At 71.9% G+C, this 18,833-nt stretch carries 19 protein-coding genes; 9 read left to right on the forward strand and 10 right to left on the reverse strand.

The annotated features are described in order from the left end of the window. Positions 1-87: 87 nt before the first annotated feature. From ggt to hemH, 7 genes are all read right to left on the reverse strand, one after another. Entirely contained in the window at positions 88-1,869 is a 1,782-nt protein-coding gene (gene ggt / locus ASF58_RS01540; protein ID WP_055946552.1) for a gamma-glutamyltransferase, read from the reverse strand. 1 nt (position 1,870) lies between these two features. Further along, positions 1,871-2,383: a hypothetical protein gene (locus tag ASF58_RS01545; RefSeq protein ID WP_055946553.1), complete on the reverse strand. Its 513-nt coding sequence runs from the start codon at positions 2,381-2,383 to the stop codon at positions 1,871-1,873. Between the two features lie 3 nt (positions 2,384-2,386). Beyond that, positions 2,387-3,688: a 23S rRNA (adenine(2503)-C(2))-methyltransferase RlmN gene (gene rlmN / locus ASF58_RS01550; RefSeq protein WP_055946557.1), complete on the reverse strand. Its 1,302-nt coding sequence runs from the start codon at positions 3,686-3,688 to the stop codon at positions 2,387-2,389. 173 nt (positions 3,689-3,861) lie between these two features. Then, positions 3,862-4,332 (reverse strand): hypothetical protein, encoded by a 471-nt coding sequence (locus ASF58_RS26930; protein WP_244477152.1) that lies wholly within the window; start codon positions 4,330-4,332, stop codon positions 3,862-3,864. Positions 4,333-4,453: 121 nt separating this feature from the next. Further along, the gene (hisG, locus tag ASF58_RS01560) at positions 4,454-5,434 is read right to left on the reverse strand and encodes an ATP phosphoribosyltransferase (RefSeq protein WP_055946560.1); all 981 of its coding nucleotides are present in this window, start codon (positions 5,432-5,434) and stop codon (positions 4,454-4,456) included. Then, positions 5,427-6,617 carry an ATP phosphoribosyltransferase regulatory subunit gene (locus ASF58_RS01565; RefSeq protein WP_055946563.1) on the reverse strand — a complete coding sequence of 397 codons (1,191 nt, stop codon included), beginning with the start codon at positions 6,615-6,617 and terminating at the stop codon, positions 5,427-5,429. The genes hisG and ASF58_RS01565 overlap by 8 nt, the downstream gene beginning before the upstream one ends. 106 nt (positions 6,618-6,723) lie before the next feature. Next, a complete protein-coding gene (gene hemH / locus ASF58_RS01570) occupies positions 6,724-7,860 on the reverse strand; it encodes a ferrochelatase (protein ID WP_244477153.1) in 1,137 nt (378 codons plus the stop codon). A 125-nt stretch (positions 7,861-7,985) separates the two neighbouring features. Here hemH and ASF58_RS01575 point away from each other — a divergent pair, with 125 nt between their 5' ends. From ASF58_RS01575 to ASF58_RS01585, 3 genes are all read left to right on the forward strand, one after another. Then, positions 7,986-8,939 (forward strand): class I SAM-dependent methyltransferase, encoded by a 954-nt coding sequence (locus tag ASF58_RS01575; RefSeq protein WP_055946566.1) that lies wholly within the window; start codon positions 7,986-7,988, stop codon positions 8,937-8,939. A gap of 110 nt (positions 8,940-9,049) precedes the next feature. After that, complete coding sequence (locus tag ASF58_RS01580) at positions 9,050-10,588, forward strand: bifunctional UDP-sugar hydrolase/5'-nucleotidase (RefSeq protein ID WP_244477154.1); 1,539 nt, start codon at positions 9,050-9,052, stop codon at positions 10,586-10,588. Continuing rightward, positions 10,588-11,292, forward strand: coding sequence for a uracil-DNA glycosylase (locus ASF58_RS01585; RefSeq protein WP_055946569.1), 705 nt, complete (start codon positions 10,588-10,590; stop codon positions 11,290-11,292). The genes ASF58_RS01580 and ASF58_RS01585 overlap by 1 nt, the downstream gene beginning before the upstream one ends. Before the next feature lie 82 nt (positions 11,293-11,374). On the opposite strand, the gene ASF58_RS01590 is transcribed toward ASF58_RS01585, so the two are convergent. Genes ASF58_RS01590 through ASF58_RS01600 form a run of 3 tightly spaced genes read right to left on the reverse strand, consistent with a single transcriptional unit; the run spans position 11,375 to position 13,160 of the window. Next, entirely contained in the window at positions 11,375-11,665 is a 291-nt protein-coding gene (locus ASF58_RS01590; protein ID WP_055946572.1) for a lysozyme inhibitor LprI family protein, read from the reverse strand. Positions 11,666-11,694: 29 nt separating this feature from the next. Further along, positions 11,695-12,333: a Maf family protein gene (locus ASF58_RS01595; protein ID WP_055946575.1), complete on the reverse strand. Its 639-nt coding sequence runs from the start codon at positions 12,331-12,333 to the stop codon at positions 11,695-11,697. Beyond that, a complete protein-coding gene (locus ASF58_RS01600) occupies positions 12,330-13,160 on the reverse strand; it encodes a pyruvate, water dikinase regulatory protein (protein ID WP_055946578.1) in 831 nt (276 codons plus the stop codon). Before ASF58_RS01600 ends, ASF58_RS01595 begins: the two co-directional genes overlap by 4 nt. A 550-nt stretch (positions 13,161-13,710) precedes the next feature. Between ASF58_RS01600 and ASF58_RS01605 the strand changes: the two genes are divergently transcribed. The 6 genes from ASF58_RS01605 to dnaQ all read left to right on the forward strand — a co-directional run bounded on the left by ASF58_RS01605 (position 13,711) and on the right by dnaQ (position 18,704). After that, positions 13,711-14,886: a uroporphyrinogen decarboxylase gene (locus tag ASF58_RS01605; RefSeq protein ID WP_055946581.1), complete on the forward strand. Its 1,176-nt coding sequence runs from the start codon at positions 13,711-13,713 to the stop codon at positions 14,884-14,886. A gap of 7 nt (positions 14,887-14,893) precedes the next feature. Further along, a complete protein-coding gene (hemJ, locus tag ASF58_RS01610) occupies positions 14,894-15,340 on the forward strand; it encodes a protoporphyrinogen oxidase HemJ (protein ID WP_055946584.1) in 447 nt (148 codons plus the stop codon). Positions 15,341-15,456: 116 nt separating this feature from the next. After that, positions 15,457-16,473 (forward strand): cation diffusion facilitator family transporter, encoded by a 1,017-nt coding sequence (locus tag ASF58_RS01615; protein WP_055946587.1) that lies wholly within the window; start codon positions 15,457-15,459, stop codon positions 16,471-16,473. Further along, entirely contained in the window at positions 16,470-17,309 is an 840-nt protein-coding gene (locus tag ASF58_RS01620; RefSeq protein ID WP_055946590.1) for a shikimate dehydrogenase, read from the forward strand. Before ASF58_RS01615 ends, ASF58_RS01620 begins: the two co-directional genes overlap by 4 nt. Next, positions 17,306-17,920 carry a dephospho-CoA kinase gene (gene coaE, locus ASF58_RS01625; protein ID WP_055946593.1) on the forward strand — a complete coding sequence of 205 codons (615 nt, stop codon included), beginning with the start codon at positions 17,306-17,308 and terminating at the stop codon, positions 17,918-17,920. The genes ASF58_RS01620 and coaE overlap by 4 nt, the downstream gene beginning before the upstream one ends. A gap of 58 nt (positions 17,921-17,978) precedes the next feature. Then, the gene (gene dnaQ, locus ASF58_RS01630; protein WP_055948573.1) at positions 17,979-18,704 is read left to right on the forward strand and encodes a DNA polymerase III subunit epsilon; all 726 of its coding nucleotides are present in this window, start codon (positions 17,979-17,981) and stop codon (positions 18,702-18,704) included. Positions 18,705-18,833 lie beyond the last annotated feature (129 nt).

An 18,833-nucleotide genomic window follows, 5' to 3' on the forward strand; every position in this document is an offset into this window, starting at 1 on the left:
GAGACAGCCCGGGACAGGGCGCGGCCCAGCTCCCGTGTAGCGTGCGATCTCGTCCCAGACCATCCAAGGGCGGGATTATCCGCCCCCTCAGTCGCCCTCCGCCAGGGTGCCGCGCTGGCGCGGATCGGCGGCGCCCGCCAGCAGCCCGTCGCCGACCTGCACCGAGTTGGCAGAGCCGGAGGTCGCCCCGACCCGGACCGTGTGGCCGCGGGCCCTGAGCAGGGCCAGGGTGTCGGGGGAGAGGCCCTCCTCGGCCATCAGCACGTCCGGCTGCCACTGGTGGTGGATGCGGGGCGCGGCCACGGCCTCGGCGAGGTTCATCCGGAAATCGAGCACGTTGACGATGACCTGCAGCACCGTCGAGATGATGCGGCTGCCGCCGGGGCTGCCCGTCACCAGGACGAGCCGGCCGTCGCGGAAGACGAAGGCGGGGGTCATCGACGAGAGCGGCCTGGCCCCGGGGGAGACCGCGTTGGCGACGCTGCCGACGAGACCGTAAGCGTTGAGGGCACCGGGCTTGGCGGAGAAATCGTCCATCTCGTTGTTCAGGAGCACGCCGGTGCCCTCCGCCACGAGGCCGAGCCCGTAGGAGAAGTTCAGGGTGGTGGTGTTCGAGACGGCGTTGCCGGCAGCGTCCACGACGGAGAAATGCGTGGTCTGGTCGGACTCGAAGGGGAGGGGATCGCCCGCCTTGACCGCGGCGGCGGGGCGAGCGCGGGCGGGATCGATCCCGGCCCGCACGGTGGCCGCGTAGGGTTTGGCGATCAGGCCCTCCACCGGCACCTGCGTGCGGGCGGGGTCGCCGAGCCAAGTCGCCCGGTCGGCGTAGGCCGGCTTCATCGCCTCGGCCAGGATGTGGAGGGCATCGGCGCTGCCGGCTCCCATGCGGGCGAGGTCGAAGCCCTCCAGCACGTTCAGGATCTCGATGAGGTGGATGCCGCCGGAGCTCGGCGGGGGCATCGACGCGATGGCGTAGCCCCGGTAGGTGCCGCGCACGGGCTCCCGCAGCACGGGGCGGTAGGCGGCCAGGTCCTCGGCCGTCATCACGCCGCCCGCGCCCCGCACGGCGGCGGCGATGCGCTCGGCGATGGGCCCGGTGTGGAAGGCGTCGGGGCCGGATTTGGCGATGGCCGCGAGGGTGTCGGCGAGATCGGTCTGAACCAGCCGTTCACCGCGCTCCAGGGGTCTGTCGCCGGCAAAGAAGATCTTGCGCGAGGAGGGCCAGCGGCCGAGCAGGCCGGCGGCGCGGGGCAGCGAGTCCGCGAGGCCCGCCTCCACCGGGATGCCCTCGCGGGCGAGCGTCTCGGCCGGGGCGATCAGGTCGGCCAGGCTGAAGCGGCCCGAGCCGTAGAGGCGGTGCGCCTCGGCCAGCCCCCGCACGGTGCCGGGCACGCCCACCGCCTTGCCGGTCCGGGTCGAGGCAGCGCGGTCGGGCTCGCCCCGGGGGTCGAGGAACATGTCGGAGCGGGCGGCGGCCGGGGCGGTCTCGCGGTAATCGAGGGCGATGGTCTCGTCGCCCTCCGCCCGGTGGATCATCATGAAGCCGCCGCCGCCGAGGTTGCCGGCCCGCGGCAGGGTCACGGCGAGGGCGAAACCGACCGCTACGGCGGCGTCGATGGCGTTGCCGCCCGCCCGCAGGATCGCGACGCCGACGCGGGTGGCGCGGGCCTCCTGCGAGGCGACCATGCCGTGGGCGCCGAGCACCGGCAGCAGGCGCGCATCGTCGGACTGGATCGGCGGCGGCTCCGGCAGGGCCGGTACGGGGCCGCCCCCCCCTTGCGCGAGACCCGGCCCCGTGGCGACCAGGACCGTGCCGGCCAAGACGCTGCCGGCCAAAACCAGGGCGATGCGCGAGGGGGTCAGCCGCATGTCAGGCGCGTCCGTTGTCGCGGGGCGGGAGGGCGGGCGCGCCGTGATGGCGCCCCGCGATCAACCAGTAGACGAGGCCCGACGCCGCGCCGGTGAGGAACAGCACCGCGGTGATGCGGCCCTCCAGCGCCAGGGCCTCGCCGCTTGCCCCGCTGCGCGACAGGCCGCGGGCGAGCCAGGGCACGGAGGCGGTGAGCAGGCCGGTACCGGCGCCGTACCCAGTGGCGGCGCGCCAGTTCAGGACCGCCCCGAGGACGGCCACCAGGACCGGCGGCACCACCAGGAGCACGAACAGCGCGCGGGCGATGGCGGCCAGGGCGAACAGCAGGGTCTCGGGACCGATCCCGGACGCGAGATCGGTCAACCCGGAGAACAGCCCGACGAGGCCGAGGCGGGACAGGGTCTCGCTGGTGGCCGGGTCGAGCATCGCGCCGAGGGCCAGGACGGCCGCCCCGCAGGGAATCGCCAGAATCAGGGCGAGGCTGGCGATGAACAGGTCGCCGAGGAGACGCACCCGTCAGTCTTCGTCGCCGTCGTCGGCACCCGCATAGACGCCCTCGGCGCCGATGCCGTCCTCCAGCATCATCCGGGCCCGGGCGCGCAGCTTCTCGGTCTCGCTCTTCAGCTGGCCGCAGGCGGCCAGGATATCGCGGCCGCGCGGGGTGCGCACGGGTGAGGCGTAGCCGGCTTCGTAAATGATTTCCGAGAACCGTTCGATCCGCTCCCAGTCGGAGCATTCGTAGACGCTGCCCGGCCAGGGATTGAACGGGATCAGGTTGATCTTGGCCGGAATGCCCTTGAGCAGGCGCACCAGCTCGCGCGCGTCGGCGTCGCTGTCGTTCACGCCCTTCAGCATCACGTATTCGAAGGTGATGCGGCGGGCGTTGTTCAGGCCGGGATAGGAGCGGCAGGCGGCCAGCAGCTCGGCCAGGGGGTACTTGCGGTTCAGGGGCACGAGGGTGTCGCGGATGTCGTCGCGCACCGCGTGCAGCGAGATCGCCAGCATGGCGTGGGCCTCGTCGCCGAGGCGCTGCATCTGCGGCACGACGCCGGAGGTCGAGACGGTGATGCGCCGACGGGAGAGGCCGAGGCCCTCCTGGTCGGCCATGACGCCGACGGCGTCGACCACGTTGTCGAGATTGTAGAGGGGCTCGCCCATGCCCATGAAGACGATGTTGGTGACCTTGCGCCGGCTCTCGTCCGCACCCGGGGCGGTCGGGTTCTGGCCGGCCCAGTCGTTGAGGTGGTCGCGGGCCACGACGAGCTGCGCGGTGATCTCGGCCGCCGTCAGGTTGCGCACCAGGCGCTGCGTGCCGGTGTGGCAGAACGAGCAGGTCAGGGTGCAGCCGACCTGGCTCGAGACGCAGAGGGTGCCGCGGCCGCGCCCCGGGATGTAGACGCACTCGATCTCGGCGCCGCGGTTGTGGTCGTGCTTGCCCGTGGGGGCCATGCGCATCAGCCACTTGCGGGTGCCGTCGCGGGAGACCTGCTCGGTGACCACCTCGGGCCGGTCGAGGGTGTAGGCGTCGGCGAGCTGGGTCTTCAGGCCCTTGCCGACATTGGTCATCTCGTCGAAGGCCTTGGCGCCGCGCACGTTGAGCCAGTGCCAGATCTGGCCGGAGCGCATGCGCTGCTCGCGCTCGGAGACGCCGATGGCGCCCAGCCGGGCCTTCAGCTGCTCACGGGTGAGCCCCACCAGGGACGCGCGCCCGGGCGGCAGTGCCGGGCTGCCGGCCTGGGGCTCGAACTCGGGCAGCTTCTCGATTGCGGGAACGGCGCTCGCGTCGCGCCGGGCGGTGTCGAACGACGCCGTCGCCATGATCTGGATGAACCTTCGGACTTGGAATGGGTCCGATATAGGGGATTCGGGTCCAAAACGCGAATGCGGGACGGGGCTGTGCTGGGATCATGCGATCCGGCACCCCGGCCTCACACCTTATTCCGGATCGGTCACCCGGGCCGGACGGCGCTCGCCGCCCGGCCGGCGGGCACTTACTGCGCCGGCTTGACGTCGCTCGGCTTGGTTTCACCGGGCTTGATTTCGCCAGACTTGGTTTCGCCAGGCTTGATCTCGCTCTGCGGGGCGCCGGCGGCAGGCGCTTCGGCGGGCAGGAGGACGTTCTTGCTGACGTTGCCCTCGGGGCCGTACTCCCCCGCGACCGCGATGCAGGCCTTCTCGCGGTTGAGCTGCATCTGGTTCGACATCAGGGCAAACATGGTCTGCACCCGCCCGCCGAACGGGCCCCGCGGGCTGACGTCCGCGGCACGCACGTTCTGCTTCTCGAGGAGGGCGTCGAACTCCTCCGTGCCGATGCGGTAGCCGCAGACATTGGCGGCCGCGAAGATGTAGGCGGCGAATTCCAGGGCCCGCGGCGAGGGCGCGTTGCGGATCTGGGCCTGCGCGGCGAGCGGCAGCGCGAGGCAGGTAACGAGGCCGGCGGCCAGCGGAAGGCGAGCGAACATGCGGGGGGTTTCCTCAGGCGCGGAGGCTTCACGCTCCGCTTGCGCGCTGAGATAGGCCCCGGGCGCGGCGCGTCAAACGCCCGCCCGAACACCTGCCCAAACACCTGCCTAAGCGCCCGCCTTAGCCGAGCCGGCCGAGCAGCCGGTCCATCAGCGGGTTGTCCGGCGTGAAGGCGTAGTCGATCTTGCGCACGTTCACGGCGCCCGCTCCGGCCTTCACCAGGGCGTCGGCGAGGTCGAACACCGCGTCGACGGGGCAGTGCAGCACCATCTCGCCGCGCCCCTCGGGTGCGCCGTAGGGCAGGGCCGCGTCGTGCAGGGCGGCGATGCCGGCCAGGTCGATGTCGCCGTCGTCCGGCATAGCGGCGCGGACCTCGCGGGTGGTGCGGGCGCGCTCCTCCGCCTGGATGCGGCCGAGGACGGCGCGCAGGGCCCGGCGCTGGGGCTCGCCCCAGGGGGCGTTCAGGGCGGCGACGAGGTTCGCTTCCGAGCGCAAGATGATCCCGTCCTCCAGGATCTTCAGGGCGTTGGCCGCCAGCGTCGCTCCCGTGGTGGTGATGTCGACGATGATCTCGGCCGAACCCGCCGCCGGCGCCCCCTCGGTGGCGCCCAGGCTCTCGACGATGCGGTAATCCGCCACGCCGTGCTCGGCGAAGAAGCGGCGCGTGAGGTTGATGTACTTCGTGGCGATGCGCAGGCGCTTGCCGTGGCGGACCCGCATCTCGGCGGCGACCTCGTCGAGGTCGCTCATGGCGCGGACGTCGATCCAGGCCTGGGGCACGGCGACCACCACGGTGGCCTGGCCGAAGCCGAGGGGCGTCAGGAGTTCGACCTGGCCGCGGGCGTCGGGCAGCGACTCGCGGATCAGGTCCTCGCCGGTGATGCCGAGATGGGCCGCCCCGCTGGCGAGCTGGGCCGCGATCTCGGAAGCCGAGAGGTACCGCACCTCGACGCCGGGCACGCCCACGAGCTTTCCGCGGTAGTCCCGCGCGCCGGTGTTCTGGGCGAGCTTGAGGCCGGCCCGGGCGAAGAAGGCGGCGGCGTTCTCCTGCAGCCGGCCCTTGGAGGGAACCGCGAGGACGAGGGAATCCGGTTCAGCCAACGGTCGCGTCCTTCTCGGTGGGGGCGTCCGCGACGACCCGCGAGAGCCAGACGGCGCAACCGACGGCGGGCACGGGGACGGGGCTCCCGAGGTGCTGGAGCAGGCCGTCGTAGCGGCCGCCGCCCACCAGGGGCAGCTTGGGCGCATCGGGCGCCGTGCCCTCGAAGATGAAGCCGGTGTAGTAGTCGAGGTTGCGGGCGAAGCCGCCCGAGAAGCGGAAGCGCTCCACGGCCAGGCCGCGGGCGGCCATGAAGCCGGTGCGCTCCTCGAACAGGTCGAGGGCCGCATCGAGAGGCGGATGGTCGAGGCCGGCCTCCTGCACCAGGGCCCGCACCGCGGCGGCGGCGCTGTCGGGATCACCCTCGATGGCGCGATACCGATCGATGAGGGCGCGGTTCTCGGGGTTGAGCCCGGAGCCGCCGCTCGCCTGCGCGGACGCCTTGGCGAGGAAGCGCTCCGCGATCTCGCCGGCGCTGCGGCCGCCGACCCGCGAGATGCCGGCGATCGACAGCACATCCTCCACGAAGGCGCGAACCCCCTTCGGATCCTGGCCCTGGATCGCGGCGAGGAGCCCCGCATGGGGGTCTTCCGTGCGCAGGCCGTTGGTGACCGCGTCGAGGGACCGGCCGGCGGCCAGCGCCCGCAGGGTGCGGCGCTTGGCGGTGGGGGGCACGCTCAAGGCATCGAGCAGGGCGTCGACGAGGCCCATGTCGCCGAGGCGGACGGCGACGTCGCTGCGCCCGAGCAGGGCGAGGCCCTCCAGGGCGAGGCCGATCACCTCCGCGTCGGCGGCCGGCGTGTCGGTGCGCCCGACCGACTCGATGCCGGCCTGGAGGAACTCGTCCGGCTCGTCGCCGGCGAGCCGGAAGACCGGTCCGAGATAGCTGTAGTCGGCCCCCTGCGGGTCCTGGGGAGCGGAAAACTTCGGGGCATGCGCGAGGTGGTGGCGGCAAACCGGAATCGTGAATTCCGGGCGCAGGCAGAGTTCGCTGCCCGCGGCATCCTGCGTCACGAAGATGCGCCGGCGGATGTCCTCGCCGGACAGTTCGAGGAACGGCTCCACCGGCTGGAGCACCGGCGGCGTCACGGCGCCGTAGCCGGCCTCCTGGAAATGAGCGAGCAGGCGCAGATGCTCCTGCGATTGTTCGCCCGCGGTGCCCCCGCCTGCCTCCGGTCTCGTCATCGTCTCGCCTGCCGCCTCGTCGCGGGCTCTAGTAGCAACCGGGCCTGCACTTGGCGATGGCTTTCACCTGGCGATGGCTTCCGGCGACGCCGTCCGGCCCGGAACCCTAGACCCAGCCCTGCAATTCGCGCCGGACCACGGTCTCGATCACCGTCATGCCGAGGTCGCTGTCGTTCAGGCAGGGGATGTAGGCGAACTGCTCGCCGCCATTGTCCTCGAAGTAGTGGCGGTTCTCGCCGTCGAGCTCCTCCAGGGTCTCGAGGCAGTCGGCGGTGAAGCCGGGCGCCACGATCGCCATGCGCTTGACGCCGCTCTTGGCGAGGGTCTGCACCGTCTCGTCGGTGTAGGGCCGCAGCCATTCCTCGTTGCCGAAGCGTGACTGGAAGGTGGTGCGCATCTTCTCCGGCGAGAAGCCCAGCGCCTCGCGGATCAGGCGTCCGGTCTTCACGCACTGGCAATGATAGGGGTCGCCCTTGAGGAGGTAGCTCTTGGGCACCCCGTGGAACGAGGTCAGGATCACCTCGGGCTCGAAGTCGAGCTTGGCCAGGCCTTCCCGGATCGAGGTCGCCATCGCGTCGATGTAGACGGGGTCGTCGTGATAGGGCGGCGAGACGCGCACCGTCGGCTGCCAGCGCATCTGCATCAGGGCCTTGAAGGCCTGGTCGCAGGCCGTGGCCGAGGTCGCGGCCGCGTATTGCGGATAGAGCGGCACCAGCAGGATGCGGTCGCAGCCCTGGTCGAGCAGGGCCTGGATCCGCACGGAAACCTCCGGCTTGCCGTAGCGCATCGCCCAGTCGACCACGACCGAATCCCCCATGGCCGCCTGCAGGCGCTCGGCCTGGCCGCGGGTGATCGTCTTCAGGGGGCCCTCGTCGCGCTCGTTGTTCCAGACGCTGGCATAGTCGCGGCCCTTCGGCCCCGGGCGCTTCGTCAGGATGATCAGGTTGAGGAGCGGCCACCAGATCAGGCGCGGCACCTCGATCACCCGGCGATCGGAGAGGAATTCCTTGAGGTAGCGGCGCATCGGCCAGTAGCTCGTGCCTTCCGGCGTCCCGAGATTCATCAGGAGGACGCCAACCCGGCCCCAGCGCACCGGCGGATGTTCGGCGGGCAGGCTGCCAGGTCCGGGTCCGGGTCCGGGAGCGGCTCCCGGAGCCGTGTTGGGAGCGCTTCCGGGCGCGCCCGTCTGGGTCGGGAGCGACAGTCCGTCCTGCGGGAGCGGCGGTGCGACGCGTTCGTTCATCGGGTTTCCGTATCGCCCTGGAGGTGAGCGCTTGAGAGCGGCGGGTTCACAAAGGTTGTGTCGTTGGGGATATCTATCTAGAGCACGGAGCCTTCCAGCGATCACACGATGGATGAAGGCGCGACATGCCGTCTCCCCGGTACTTCCTCAACCACTTCATGCCCTTCACGGGTTATCCCTATACGGGGGGGCCGACCGCCTGCAATCTCTGCGGATCGGCGGAGTCCGTGGTGGTGGCCGAGAGCGACCGCCGGCTGAAGACCCTGAAATCCATCGCCTGCCGCCAGTGCGGCCTGATCCGCACCGACCCGATGCCGACGCCGGCCGAGCTGGCGGACTACTACGCCAGCGCCTACCGGGCCGATTATCAGCTCGCCTTCGCGGGCGGCCCGCCGCGGGTCCACCTCAAGCGCTCGGCCCGCGAGGCGGCCTTCCGCGCCGGCCTCCTGGCGCCCAAGCTGAAGCCGGGGGCCCGGGTCCTGGATTTCGGCTCGGGATCGGGCGAGTTCCTGGCCGAGGCGCGCGCCAAGGGCTGCGAGGCGATCGGCATCGAGCCGGGTCGGGACTACGCCAACTACGCCCGCACCCATCACGGCGTCGAGGTGCTGGACGATGCCGGGGACGAGCGCTTCCCGGAGGCGCATTTCGACGTCATCACCACCCGGCACGTGCTGGAACACCTGCGCGACCCCGCCGATGTCATGGAGCGCCTGTCGCGCTGGCTGAAGCCGGACGGCGTGCTCTTCGCCGCCGTGCCCGACATGGCCACCACGGGCAAACCCGCGCACGAGCGCTTCCACTTCGCCCATGTCCACGGCTTCGTGCGCGAGACCTTCGATCTCACCGCCCGCCGGGCCGGCCTCGTGCCGCATCCGGACTACCCGCGCGAGAACACCGCGGTGGTCTATGCCAAGACCGATGCCCCGCCCGTGACCCTGGCCAATCCCGGCCTCGCCGAGCGCCTGGCCGTGGACCTGAAGCCGATGCCGCCCGCCGTCTTCCTGGCCTCCGGCGCCTGGCTCTGGCCGATGGTCCGCCGCAACGCCAAGGCGGTGCGCGACACCTTCGTGTCGCGCTGAGGCGGCCGCGCGCCGCTTGCCGGCCGTCGTAGCCCCTTCGTGAACGGCGTCCTAGAACGCGGGATCGGGCAGCGGCATCCGGCCGCCCGCCCGATGCCCGAGACGCCGCCGTGACGAACCCCCACAGGACCATTCCGAATCGCCGCCAGACCCTCGGCCTCGGGGCGGGTCTCGCCGTCGGTCTGGGCGGCCCGGCCGGGGCCGCGCCCGCGGCGGCGCCTGACCCCACCTTCACCCTGCTCCTCGTCAACGACCTCTACCAGATGGCCGAGGTCGACGGCCGGGGCGGCTTCGCGCGCCTCGCCGCCATCGTGAAGGCCGAGCGGGCGCGGGGCGTGCCGATGCTCTACGCCCATGCGGGCGACACCCTGTCGCCCTCGCTGCTGTCGGGCTTCGACCGCGGCGCCCACATCGTCGAGCTCCTCAACCGCGCGCCGCCCGACGTGTTCGTACCGGGCAATCACGAGTTCGATTTCGGTCCCGCCACCTTCGCCGAACGCATGGGCGAGGCGAGCTTTCCCGTCCTGGCCGCCAACCTGCGCGACGGGGCCGGCCGGCCGCTGGCGGGCCTGCGCGACCGAATGCTGGTCACCCTCGGGGGCATCCGGGTCGGCGTGGTGGGCATCGCACTGGCGAGCACGCCGGAGAAATCGCAGGCGGGCGACCTGCGCTTCGCCCCCGAGATCGAGACCCTGGCCCGCGAGGTCCAGGCCCTGCGAACGGAGGGCGTCGACCTCGTGGTGGGCGTCTGCCACACGGCCCGCGCCACCGACGACGCCATCGTGGCCGCCCGCCTCGTCGACATCCTGCTCTCGGGCCACGACCACGACCTCGTGGTGCGCTACGACGGCCAGACCGTGATGGCGGAATCGAGCTTCGACGCCCATTACGTCACCGCCATCGACGTGACGGCGACGGTGACCGGCACGGGCCGGGATCGGCGCGTGGACTGGCGCCCGAGCTTCCGCATCCACGACTCGGCCCAGGTCACCCCCGATCCCGAGACCCTGGCGGAGGTGCAGCGCCTTCAGGGCGCGCTGTCGCGGGAACTCGACGTGCCGGTGGGCGCGACCCGTGCCCCCCTCGACAGCCGCATCGCCGCGGTGCGGGCCCGCGAGGCGAGCTTCGGCAGCCTCGTGGCGGTCGCCCTGCGGGCCGCCACCGGGGCGCAGGTCGCGATCACCAACGGCGGCGGCATCCGGGGCAACCGGCTCTATCCGGCCGGCGCGACCCTGACCCGCCGGGACATCCTCAGCGAACTGCCCTTCGGCAACACCATCGTGCTGGTTCCGCTGACGGGCGGGCGCCTCCGCACCCTCCTCGAAGGGGCGCTGGCGGATTGGGGCCGGCCGGCGGGGCGCTTCCCGCACGTGTCCGGCCTCGTCGTCAGCGTCGATCCCGCCGCGCCGGTGGGCAAGCGGATCGTGTCGCTGACCGCGGCGGGCAGCCCCGTCGACCCGGACGCGACCTACACGGTCGCGTCGAACAACTTCCTGTACGACGGCGGCAACGGCTACGGTGACCTCGCCCGGGGCCGGACCCTGATCGGCCGGACGGACGGACAGCTCGTGGCCAATGCCGTGATGGCCTATATCCGCGCCAACGCCCCGCTCCCCGCCCCCGCGGAGGGCCGTATCCTGGTTCGCTGATGTCCGAGACGCCCGTCGCCGACGCCCTCGCCCGCTTCCGGAGTTCGGGCTCGCCCTGGCTCGCCCTGCCGTTCTTTCACGATGGCGCCGCCGACGCGGTGGCCGCCCGGGTCGATGCCCGCATCGCCGCCGGTGCCACCGTGCTGCCGGCGCCCGAGAACATCTTCAACGCCCTCGCGCTCACGCCCCTCGACCGGGTGAAGGTCGTCATCCTGGGGCAGGACCCCTATCCGACGCCGGGCGACGCCAACGGCCTGGCCTTCTCCTATGTCGGCCCGCGGCGGCTGCCGGCCTCGCTCAAGGTGATCCTGGCCGAGCTCGCCGAACCGGGCGCCCCGCCGGCCAAGCCCCGGACGGGCGACCTCACCCCCTGGGCCCGGCAGGGCGTGCTCCTCCTCAACGCCGCCCTCACGGTGGAGGCCGGCAAGGCCGGTGCGCACCTGCGCTACGGCTGGTCGGCCCTGACCGACCAGGCGGTCTCGGCGGTCTCGGCCCGCCCGGAGCCGGCAGTGTTCCTGCTCTGGGGCGCCCAGGCGCGGGCGCGCGCCGCCCTGGTGGAGGCCGGCCGCCACGGCATCGTCGCATGCGGCCATCCCTCGCCGCTCAACCGTGCGCGGGATTTTCCCGGCTCGCGCCCGTTCGACGCCGCCAATGCCTGGCTGTCGGCCCACGGCGTCGCCCCGATCGACTGGCAGCTCGGCTGAGGGCCGGGGGGGTGTCGTGCCTTCAGAGCGGACCCTGCTTGGCGAATTCCGAGAACACGGCCCGCAGGACCTTCAGCCGGCCCTAGTAGGATTGCTTCAGACAGTCCACGTCGGCGCCGCAGGCGCGGCGCTCGGTGAGCCAGGCTTCCTGGTCCTCGCGCAGCTTGGCATTGCCGCCCATGGGCAGCATCGCCCGCAGGATCTCGAAGCGGGTCGCCATCTCCACGTCGCGGTCGTTGAGGGGCAGGTGGGCGCAGATCGCCTTCTCGTCGGCGGACTCCGCCTTCTCGCAGGAGAAGCTCGCGGCCTCGGCCGAGCCGGCCGCGAGGACGAGGAGCAGGCCGCCGAGCAGCGGGCGGAGAATCGTCACCATGGAGCAGGCCTCGCGCGGTCGGAGAAACGTCAGAAGCTGAGCCAGCCCCGCGCCCGCAGCCGTGCCAGGAGCGGCAGCAGCGGCAAACCGAGGATGGTGGAGTGGTCGCCCGCGACCGTCGCGAACAGGTGGATGCCGAGGCCTTCCAGCTGGTAGCCGCCGACGCTGGAGCAGACCCGGTCGGGCCCGGCGAGATCGACATAGGCCGCGATCGCCGCGGCATCGAGGGGCCGCATGGTCAGGTGCGCGGTCTCGACGAAGCTCTCGACCACGGCGCCGTCGACGGCGAGCGCCACCGCCGCGTGCAGCGCGTGGGTCCGGCCCGCGAGATCGCCGATCTGCGCGCGGGCGGCGGCGAGGTCCGCCGGCTTGTGGAACAGGATGCCGTCGCAGGCCAGGACCTGGTCGGCGCCGACGACCACGCGCCCGGGCCGGCGGGCCGCCACGGCTCCCGCCTTGGCCTCGGCGAGCCGCCGGGCCAGGGCCTCCGGCGGCAGACCGGCGCAGGCCGCCTCCACGGCGCGCTCGTCGACTCCGGGACTCTCGGTGTCGACCCCGAGGCCCGCGCTCTCGAGGAGCGCACGCCGCGTCGCGCTGGTGGAGGCGAGGAGGAGGGGCAGGCCCCCGCGCCAGGGCGAGGCGACCGTCGGCTGGCTCGGCGCGCTCACGAGGCGATGAACTTCAGGCGGTGCTCGCGGTGCAGGTCGAGGATGGCGGCCGCCGTCTCCTCGATCGAGCGCCGGGTCACGTCGATGGTCGGCCAGCGGTGCTTGGCGCAGAGCCGCCGGCAGGCGGCGATCTCGTCGGCCACGGCGCCGCGGTCGACGTAGAGGGAGGAATCGTCGGCCTTCAGGCTGAGGAGCCGGTTCTGGCGGATCTGGACGATGCGCTCCGGGCTGGCGAGGAGCCCGACCAGGAGCGGCTTTCGCGCCGTCTCCAGGCTCTCGGGCAAGGGCATGCCCGGCACCAGGGGGAAGTTCGCGGTCTTCAGCCCGCGATTGGCGAGGTAGATCGCGGTGGGGGTCTTCGAGGTGCGGCTGACGCCCACGAGGATCACGTCGGCCTCGTTCACGTCGAGCGGCAGGTTGCCGTCGTCGTGGGCCAGGGTGAAGTTCATCGCGTCGATGCGCTTGAAGTACTCGGCGTTGAGCATGTGCTGCGCGCCGGGCCGGGCCGTCGAATCCGCCCCGAGATAGGATTGCAGCAGGGCGTGCACCGGCTGCAGCACCGAGAGGCAGGGCGAGCCGGTCTCGCGGCAGGCCGCCTCCAGCCGCTCGGTGAGGTCGTGGCCCACCAGGGTGTAGAGCACGAGCCCCGGCGCGGCCTCGATCTCGGAGATCACCCGCTCGAGCTGCGGGGCGGAGCGCACCAGCGGATAGACGTGCTCGATCGCCGAGACCCCCTCGTACTGGGCGGCGGCCGCGCGGCCCACGTTGATCAGCGTCTCGCCGGTGGAATCCGACACGAGGTGCAGGTGGAAATAGCTACGGCTCATCGAGGGGCAGTCTCCTCCGGCCCGGCGGAGAGGATCCCTGAGGGCGCGCCGCAGGGTCTTGTCCACCGGGCTCGGTCAGGGGAGTCGATAAGGGTGGATAAGCCGGCTTGCCCGGGCGGTCCAGCGGGAGGCCCGGCCGGCTTGTCGACTCCGGCGTCAACACGCGATCACACCGGCGCGATTCCCGCACGGTTTTGGGAGAATCCGGGACCGAGGCCCGATCGGGATCCGCCGGGCAGGGGCAAGGCACTGTCGGCCATCACCTATCCGAGACATTGGACCCAATCCGTTAAAGCCTGATTAACGCCGCGGCCGCGGGGACGCCCTGTGGACGGTTTTTCGCTCCCGCCATCCGCCCCTCTAAAAGAAAAAACAGAGTCCTAGAATCTCTCTTTCCTTTTAGAAGACCGGTGTGGGGATGACGGCGTGAGCCCCCCTCCGGCACCCGCAGGCGAACAGAGGTTTTCGAGAGCACGGGTTTTCGAGAGGGGGACATCCGACGCTTCGGTGCTACATACCGGCCATCGGGGAGCGGGACGTCGGAGATCGGATGAGCCAGGCAGTTGCAGGGGACCGTCTTTCAGGGGATCGGACGGTCCTGCGGGTTCTCGCGGGCGAGGCGCAGTCCCGCCCGCCCGCCTGGATGATGCGCCAGGCCGGGCGCTACCTGCCGGAATACCGGGAGGTCCGGGCCCGGGCCGGCTCCTTCCTCGACCTCTGCTACAATCCCGACTTCGCCACCGAGGTGACGCTGCAGCCGATCCGGCGCTTCGGCTTCGAGGCCTCGATCCTGTTCTCCGACATCCTGGTGATCCCGGACGCCCTCGGCCAGAACGTCCGCTTCGTCGAGGGCGAGGGCCCCCGCCTCGACGCCATGGCCGGCCGGGCCGAGTTCGAGCGCCTGCGCGAGGCCGGCGACCCGGCGATCTTCACCCATCTCGAGCCCGTCTTCGAGACGGTCCGGCGCCTGCGCGCGCAGCTGCCCCACGAGACCACGCTGCTGGGCTTCTGCGGCGCCCCCTGGACGGTGGCGAGCTACATGATCGGCGGCCGCGGCACGCCGGACCTCGCGCCGGCCCGGGCGCTCGCCCGGCACGACACCGCCCTGGTGGAGGCGCTGATCGACCGCCTCGTCACCGTGCAGACCGAGTACCTGGTGCGCCAGCTCGAGGCCGGGGCGGATGCCGTGCAGATCTTCGAATCCCACGCCGGTGCGCTCCCCGACGCGCGCGGCGCCGGCGAAAACCCTGGCGAGACCGTCGGCGAGGAGACCGTCAACGAGGTCGCCGAGAGCGCGCTGCCCGAGAGCGCCTCGGCCGGGTCGAACGACCGCGACGCCCTGACCCGCTGGTCGCTCCAGCCCATCGCCCGGATGATCGCCGGCGTCCGTGCCCGGGTACCGGGCGCGAAGATCATCGTGTTCGCCCGCGGCTCCGGCCTCGACGGCCATGCCCGGGTGGTGCCCGAGACCGCCGCCGACGCGGTCGGCGTCGACTGGTCGGTGGACCTGAAGGCCCTGCGCGACCGGGTGCCCGCCACGACCGTGACGCAGGGCAATATCCATCCGGAGACCCTGATCGAGGGGGGCACGGCCCTCGACGCGGCGGTGGACGGGGTGCTGGCCGCCACCGAGGGCCTGCCGCATATCTTCAACCTCGGCCACGGCATCACCCCGCAGACGCCGATCGCCCATGTCGAGCGCATGCTCGCCCGACTGCGGGGCTGAGGCGGCGATGGACAGCCTCTATCCCTGGCTCAAGGCCGGGCACCTCGTCGCGCTCATCTCCTGGATGGCGGCGATGCTCTACCTGCCGCGCCTGTTCGTCTATCACGCCTCCCTGGTGCCGGGGCCGCACGCGGCGGCCCAGTCCGAGACCTTCAAGGTCATGGAGCGGCGCCTGCTGAAGGCAATCATGACCCCGGCCATGATCGCCACCTGGATCTTCGGACTGATCCTGGCCTGGATGAGCGGCTACTACGCCGCCGGCTGGCTCCAGGCGAAGTTCGTCCTGGTCCTCGCCATGAGCGGTATCCACGGCTGGCTCGCCCGGATGGTCAAGGACTTCGCCGCCGACCGGAACACCCGCGGGCACAAGTTCTACCGCGTCCTCAACGAGGTGCCGACGCTCCTCATGATCCTGATCGTGATCCTGGCGGCGGTGAAGCCGAGTTTCGGGTGAGGGCGTTTGCCCGGTGTCCCGGGATCACAGGATGCCGGGATGCGGTGAACCCGGGAGCCGGGGCCGGCCGCGGGGGCTGACCGGTACGGCCCAAGGCGCGACGGAAAGCGGGATCGATGGCTGACCACATGCACGATCATCACGACCACGATCACGCCGAGCACGGGCATGCCCACGCTCCCAACCCTGCCTCTGCCGGGCACGGCCATTCGCATGGCGGTGGTCATTCCCACGGGGGCGGCCATTCTCACGCGCCGGCGACCTTCGGGCGCGCCTTCGCCATCGGCATCGGCCTGAACATCGCCTTCGTGGTCATCGAGACGATCTACGGCTTCGCCAGCGAGTCGATGGCCCTGGTGGCGGATGCCGGCCACAACCTCTCGGACGTCCTCGGGCTCCTCGTCGCCTGGATCGCCTCGGTGCTGGTCAAGCGTGCGCCCACCGCCCGCTTCACCTACGGCCTGCGCGGCTCCTCGATCCTCGCGGCCCTGTTCAACGCGGTGTTCCTGCTGGTGGCCACCGGCGCCATCGCCTGGGAGGCGGTCGCCCGCCTGATCGCTCCCGAGCCCCAGCCGGTGGCGGGCATGACCGTGATGATGGTGGCGGGCCTCGGCATCCTCATCAACGGCGTCACCGCCTGGCTCTTCGCCTCGGGCAGCCACGACATCAACATCCGCGGCGCCTACCTGCACATGCTGGCCGATGCCGCCGTCTCGGCCGGCGTGGTGGTGACCGGCCTCATCATCGTGCTGACGGGGGCGGCCTGGATCGACCCCCTGGTCAGCCTCGTCATCGCCGGGCTCATCATCTGGGCGACCTGGGGCCTCCTGCGCGACAGCGTGGTGATGGCCCTCTCGGCCGTGCCCCCCGGCATCGACCCGACGGCGGTGGGCGCCTACCTGCGCGGCCGCTCCGGCGTGGCGGATCTGCACGACCTCCACATCTGGCCGATGAGCACCACCGACATCGCCTTGACGGCGCATCTCGTCATGGCGGAGGGGCATCCGGGCAACGGCTTCCTCATCGCCACGGCCGCCGAGCTGAAGGCCCGCTTCGGCATCGGCCACGCCACCCTGCAGATCGAGGAGGCGGGCGGCCCCGCCTGTGCGCTTGCCGGAGACTGCACCGTATGATCCGGGCCTTCGTCGTCGGACATCCCATCGCGCATTCGCGCTCGCCCTTGATTCACGGCCATTGGCTCGCCGAGCACGGCATCGACGGCCGCTACGAGCGCATCGACGTGGCGCCGGAGGCCTTTCCGGCCTTCCTCGCCGGGCTGCGCGCGAACGGCTTCGCCGGCGGCAACGTCACCATTCCGCACAAGGAGGCGGCGTTCGGGCTGGTCGAATCCCTGACGCCGCGCGCGGAGCGGATCGGGGCGGTCAACACGCTGTTCTTCGACGGGTCCGCGCGCCTCTGCGGCGACAACACCGATGCCCCGGGCTTCATCGCCCATCTCGACCAGAGCCTCGGCCTCGGCTGGACCGGGCGCGGCGCCGGCACCGCTCTGGTGCTCGGGGCCGGCGGGGCCGCCCGGGCCATCGTCGTCGGCCTGCTGGAGCGGGGCCTGTCCCGGATCCGGGTCGCGAACCGGACGCTGGCCCGAGCCGAGGCCCTGGTGGCGCTCGATCCCGCCCGGGTCGAGGCCGTGGCCTGGCCCGACCTGCCGGACGTCCTGGCGCGGACGGGGCTCCTCGTGAACACCACCTCCCTCGGCATGGTCGGCCACCCACCCCTCGCCCTCGACCTCCTGCCCCTGCCCGAGGACGCGGCGGTGGCCGACATCGTCTACGCGCCCCTGGAGACGCCCCTCCTCGCGGCGGCGCGGGCGCGAGGGCTGCCCGCCGTCGACGGCCTCGGCATGCTGCTGCACCAGGCGGTGCCGGGCTTCGCCCGCTGGTTCCGCACGACGCCGCGCGTGACGCCGGCCCTGCGCGCCCGGATCGTCGCGGACCTGGCGCCCGCATGACCCGGCCGGTCATCCTCGGGCTCACCGGCTCGATCGGCATGGGCAAGTCCGCCACCGCGGCGATGTTCGCGCGCCACGGGGTGCCGGTCCACGACGCGGACGCGGCCGTGCATGCCCTCTACGGCGCCGGGGGTGCGGCGGCGGCCGCCATCGGCGCGGCCTTCCCCGGAACCCTGGACCCCGACGGCGCCGTCGACCGGACGCGCCTGCGGGAGACGGTGATCGGCGGGCCCGAGCGCCTCGCCGCCCTCGAGGCCCTGGTCCATCCCCTGGCCCAGGCGGCGGCCCGGGACTTCCTCGCCCGCCAGGCCGGGGCGCCCCTCGTGCTCCTCGACATCCCGCTCCTGTTCGAGACCGGCGCCGAGGCCCGCTGCGATCGGGTCCTGGTGGTCACCGCCCCGCCCGAGGTGCAGCGCGCCCGGGTCCTCGCCCGGCCCGGCATGGATGCGGCGACCTTCGAGGCGATCCGTGCCAAGCAACTGCCCGATGCCGAGAAGCGGGCCCGCGCCGATTTCGTCCTCGATACCAGCCTGGGTTTCGCCCATGCCGAGGCCGAGGTGGCGGCGATCATCCGGCAACTGACCGCGGGACCGATGCCGGCTGCGCCTTGACGCGGTCTTAGGAGGGCGCATGGTCCGGTGGCCGAACGCCACCCTCCAGGATCCTTCGATGCTGCGCGAGATCGTCCTCGACACCGAGACCACCGGCACGGATGCCAAGAACGGCGACCGCCTGATCGAGATTGGCTGCGTCGAACTGATCAACCACGTCCAGACCGGCCGGTCCTATCACCAGTTCATCAACCCGACCCGGCCGGTCTCTCAGGGCGCCTTCGCGGTGCACGGGATCTCCGACGCCTTCCTGGCCGACAAGCCGCTCTTCGCCGACATCGTCGACGCCTTCCGCGACTTCTGCGGCGACTCACCCCTGGTGATCCACAACGCGCCCTTCGACGTCGGCTTCCTCAACATGGAATACGCCCGCCTCGGCGCGGCGGCGCCCCCGCCGATCGACCTCGCCGACGTCGTCGACACCCTGCAGCTCGCCCGCCGCAAGCACACGGGGGCGGCCAACAACCTCGACGCCCTGTGCTCGCGCTACGGCATCGACACCACGCGGCGGACCAAGCACGGCGCGCTCCTCGACGCGCAGATCCTGGCGGAGCTCTATGTCGAGCTCCTCGGCGGCAAGCAGACCAGCCTCGGGCTCGCGATGACGGAGGTCGAGGCGGTGGTGATCCTCGGCGATGGCGGCGAGGTCGTCCCCGTGGGGCCGCGCCAGCTGCGCCACCGGCTCAGCGAGGCCGAGCGCACCCGGCACGCGGCCTTCATCGCGACCCTCGGAGGCGGTGGTGCGGTCTGGCGCGATTATCTCGGCGAGGAGGAGACTGCCTGACAACGACTCGAACCGACCCGGATCGGCGCCGGCCGGTCATTCCGTCAGCGCCATGATGCTGCGACGCACGAGGCTTCTTATTGCATCGCAGCAAAAGCCTCCCATATACCATCCCACTGGATGGTAACG

This window comes from Methylobacterium sp. Leaf125 (genome assembly GCF_001423085.1).
Classification (GTDB): Bacteria; Pseudomonadota; Alphaproteobacteria; order Rhizobiales; family Beijerinckiaceae; genus Methylobacterium.

Bases quoted from the DNA above. Each gene is read 5' to 3' on its own strand.
- ggt (WP_055946552.1), bottom strand. From the start codon at position 1,869: ATGCGGCTGACCCCCTCGCGCATCGCCCTGGTTTTGGCCGGCAGCGTC.
- rlmN (WP_055946557.1), bottom strand. From the start codon at position 3,688: ATGGCGACGGCGTCGTTCGACACCGCCCGGCGCGACGCGAGCGCCGTT.
- ASF58_RS26930 (WP_244477152.1), bottom strand. From the start codon at position 4,332: ATGTTCGCTCGCCTTCCGCTGGCCGCCGGCCTCGTTACCTGCCTCGCG.
- ASF58_RS01565 (WP_055946563.1), bottom strand. From the start codon at position 6,617: ATGACGAGACCGGAGGCAGGCGGGGGCACCGCGGGCGAACAATCGCAG.
- hemH (WP_244477153.1), bottom strand. From the start codon at position 7,860: ATGAACGAACGCGTCGCACCGCCGCTCCCGCAGGACGGACTGTCGCTC.
- ASF58_RS01575 (WP_055946566.1), top strand. From the start codon at position 7,986: ATGCCGTCTCCCCGGTACTTCCTCAACCACTTCATGCCCTTCACGGGT.
- ASF58_RS01585 (WP_055946569.1), top strand. From the start codon at position 10,588: ATGTCCGAGACGCCCGTCGCCGACGCCCTCGCCCGCTTCCGGAGTTCG.
- ASF58_RS01590 (WP_055946572.1), bottom strand. From the start codon at position 11,665: ATGGTGACGATTCTCCGCCCGCTGCTCGGCGGCCTGCTCCTCGTCCTC.
- ASF58_RS01600 (WP_055946578.1), bottom strand. From the start codon at position 13,160: ATGAGCCGTAGCTATTTCCACCTGCACCTCGTGTCGGATTCCACCGGC.
- ASF58_RS01605 (WP_055946581.1), top strand. From the start codon at position 13,711: ATGAGCCAGGCAGTTGCAGGGGACCGTCTTTCAGGGGATCGGACGGTC.
- hemJ (WP_055946584.1), top strand. From the start codon at position 14,894: ATGGACAGCCTCTATCCCTGGCTCAAGGCCGGGCACCTCGTCGCGCTC.
- ASF58_RS01615 (WP_055946587.1), top strand. From the start codon at position 15,457: ATGGCTGACCACATGCACGATCATCACGACCACGATCACGCCGAGCAC.
- ASF58_RS01620 (WP_055946590.1), top strand. From the start codon at position 16,470: ATGATCCGGGCCTTCGTCGTCGGACATCCCATCGCGCATTCGCGCTCG.
- coaE (WP_055946593.1), top strand. From the start codon at position 17,306: ATGACCCGGCCGGTCATCCTCGGGCTCACCGGCTCGATCGGCATGGGC.
- dnaQ (WP_055948573.1), top strand. From the start codon at position 17,979: ATGCTGCGCGAGATCGTCCTCGACACCGAGACCACCGGCACGGATGCC.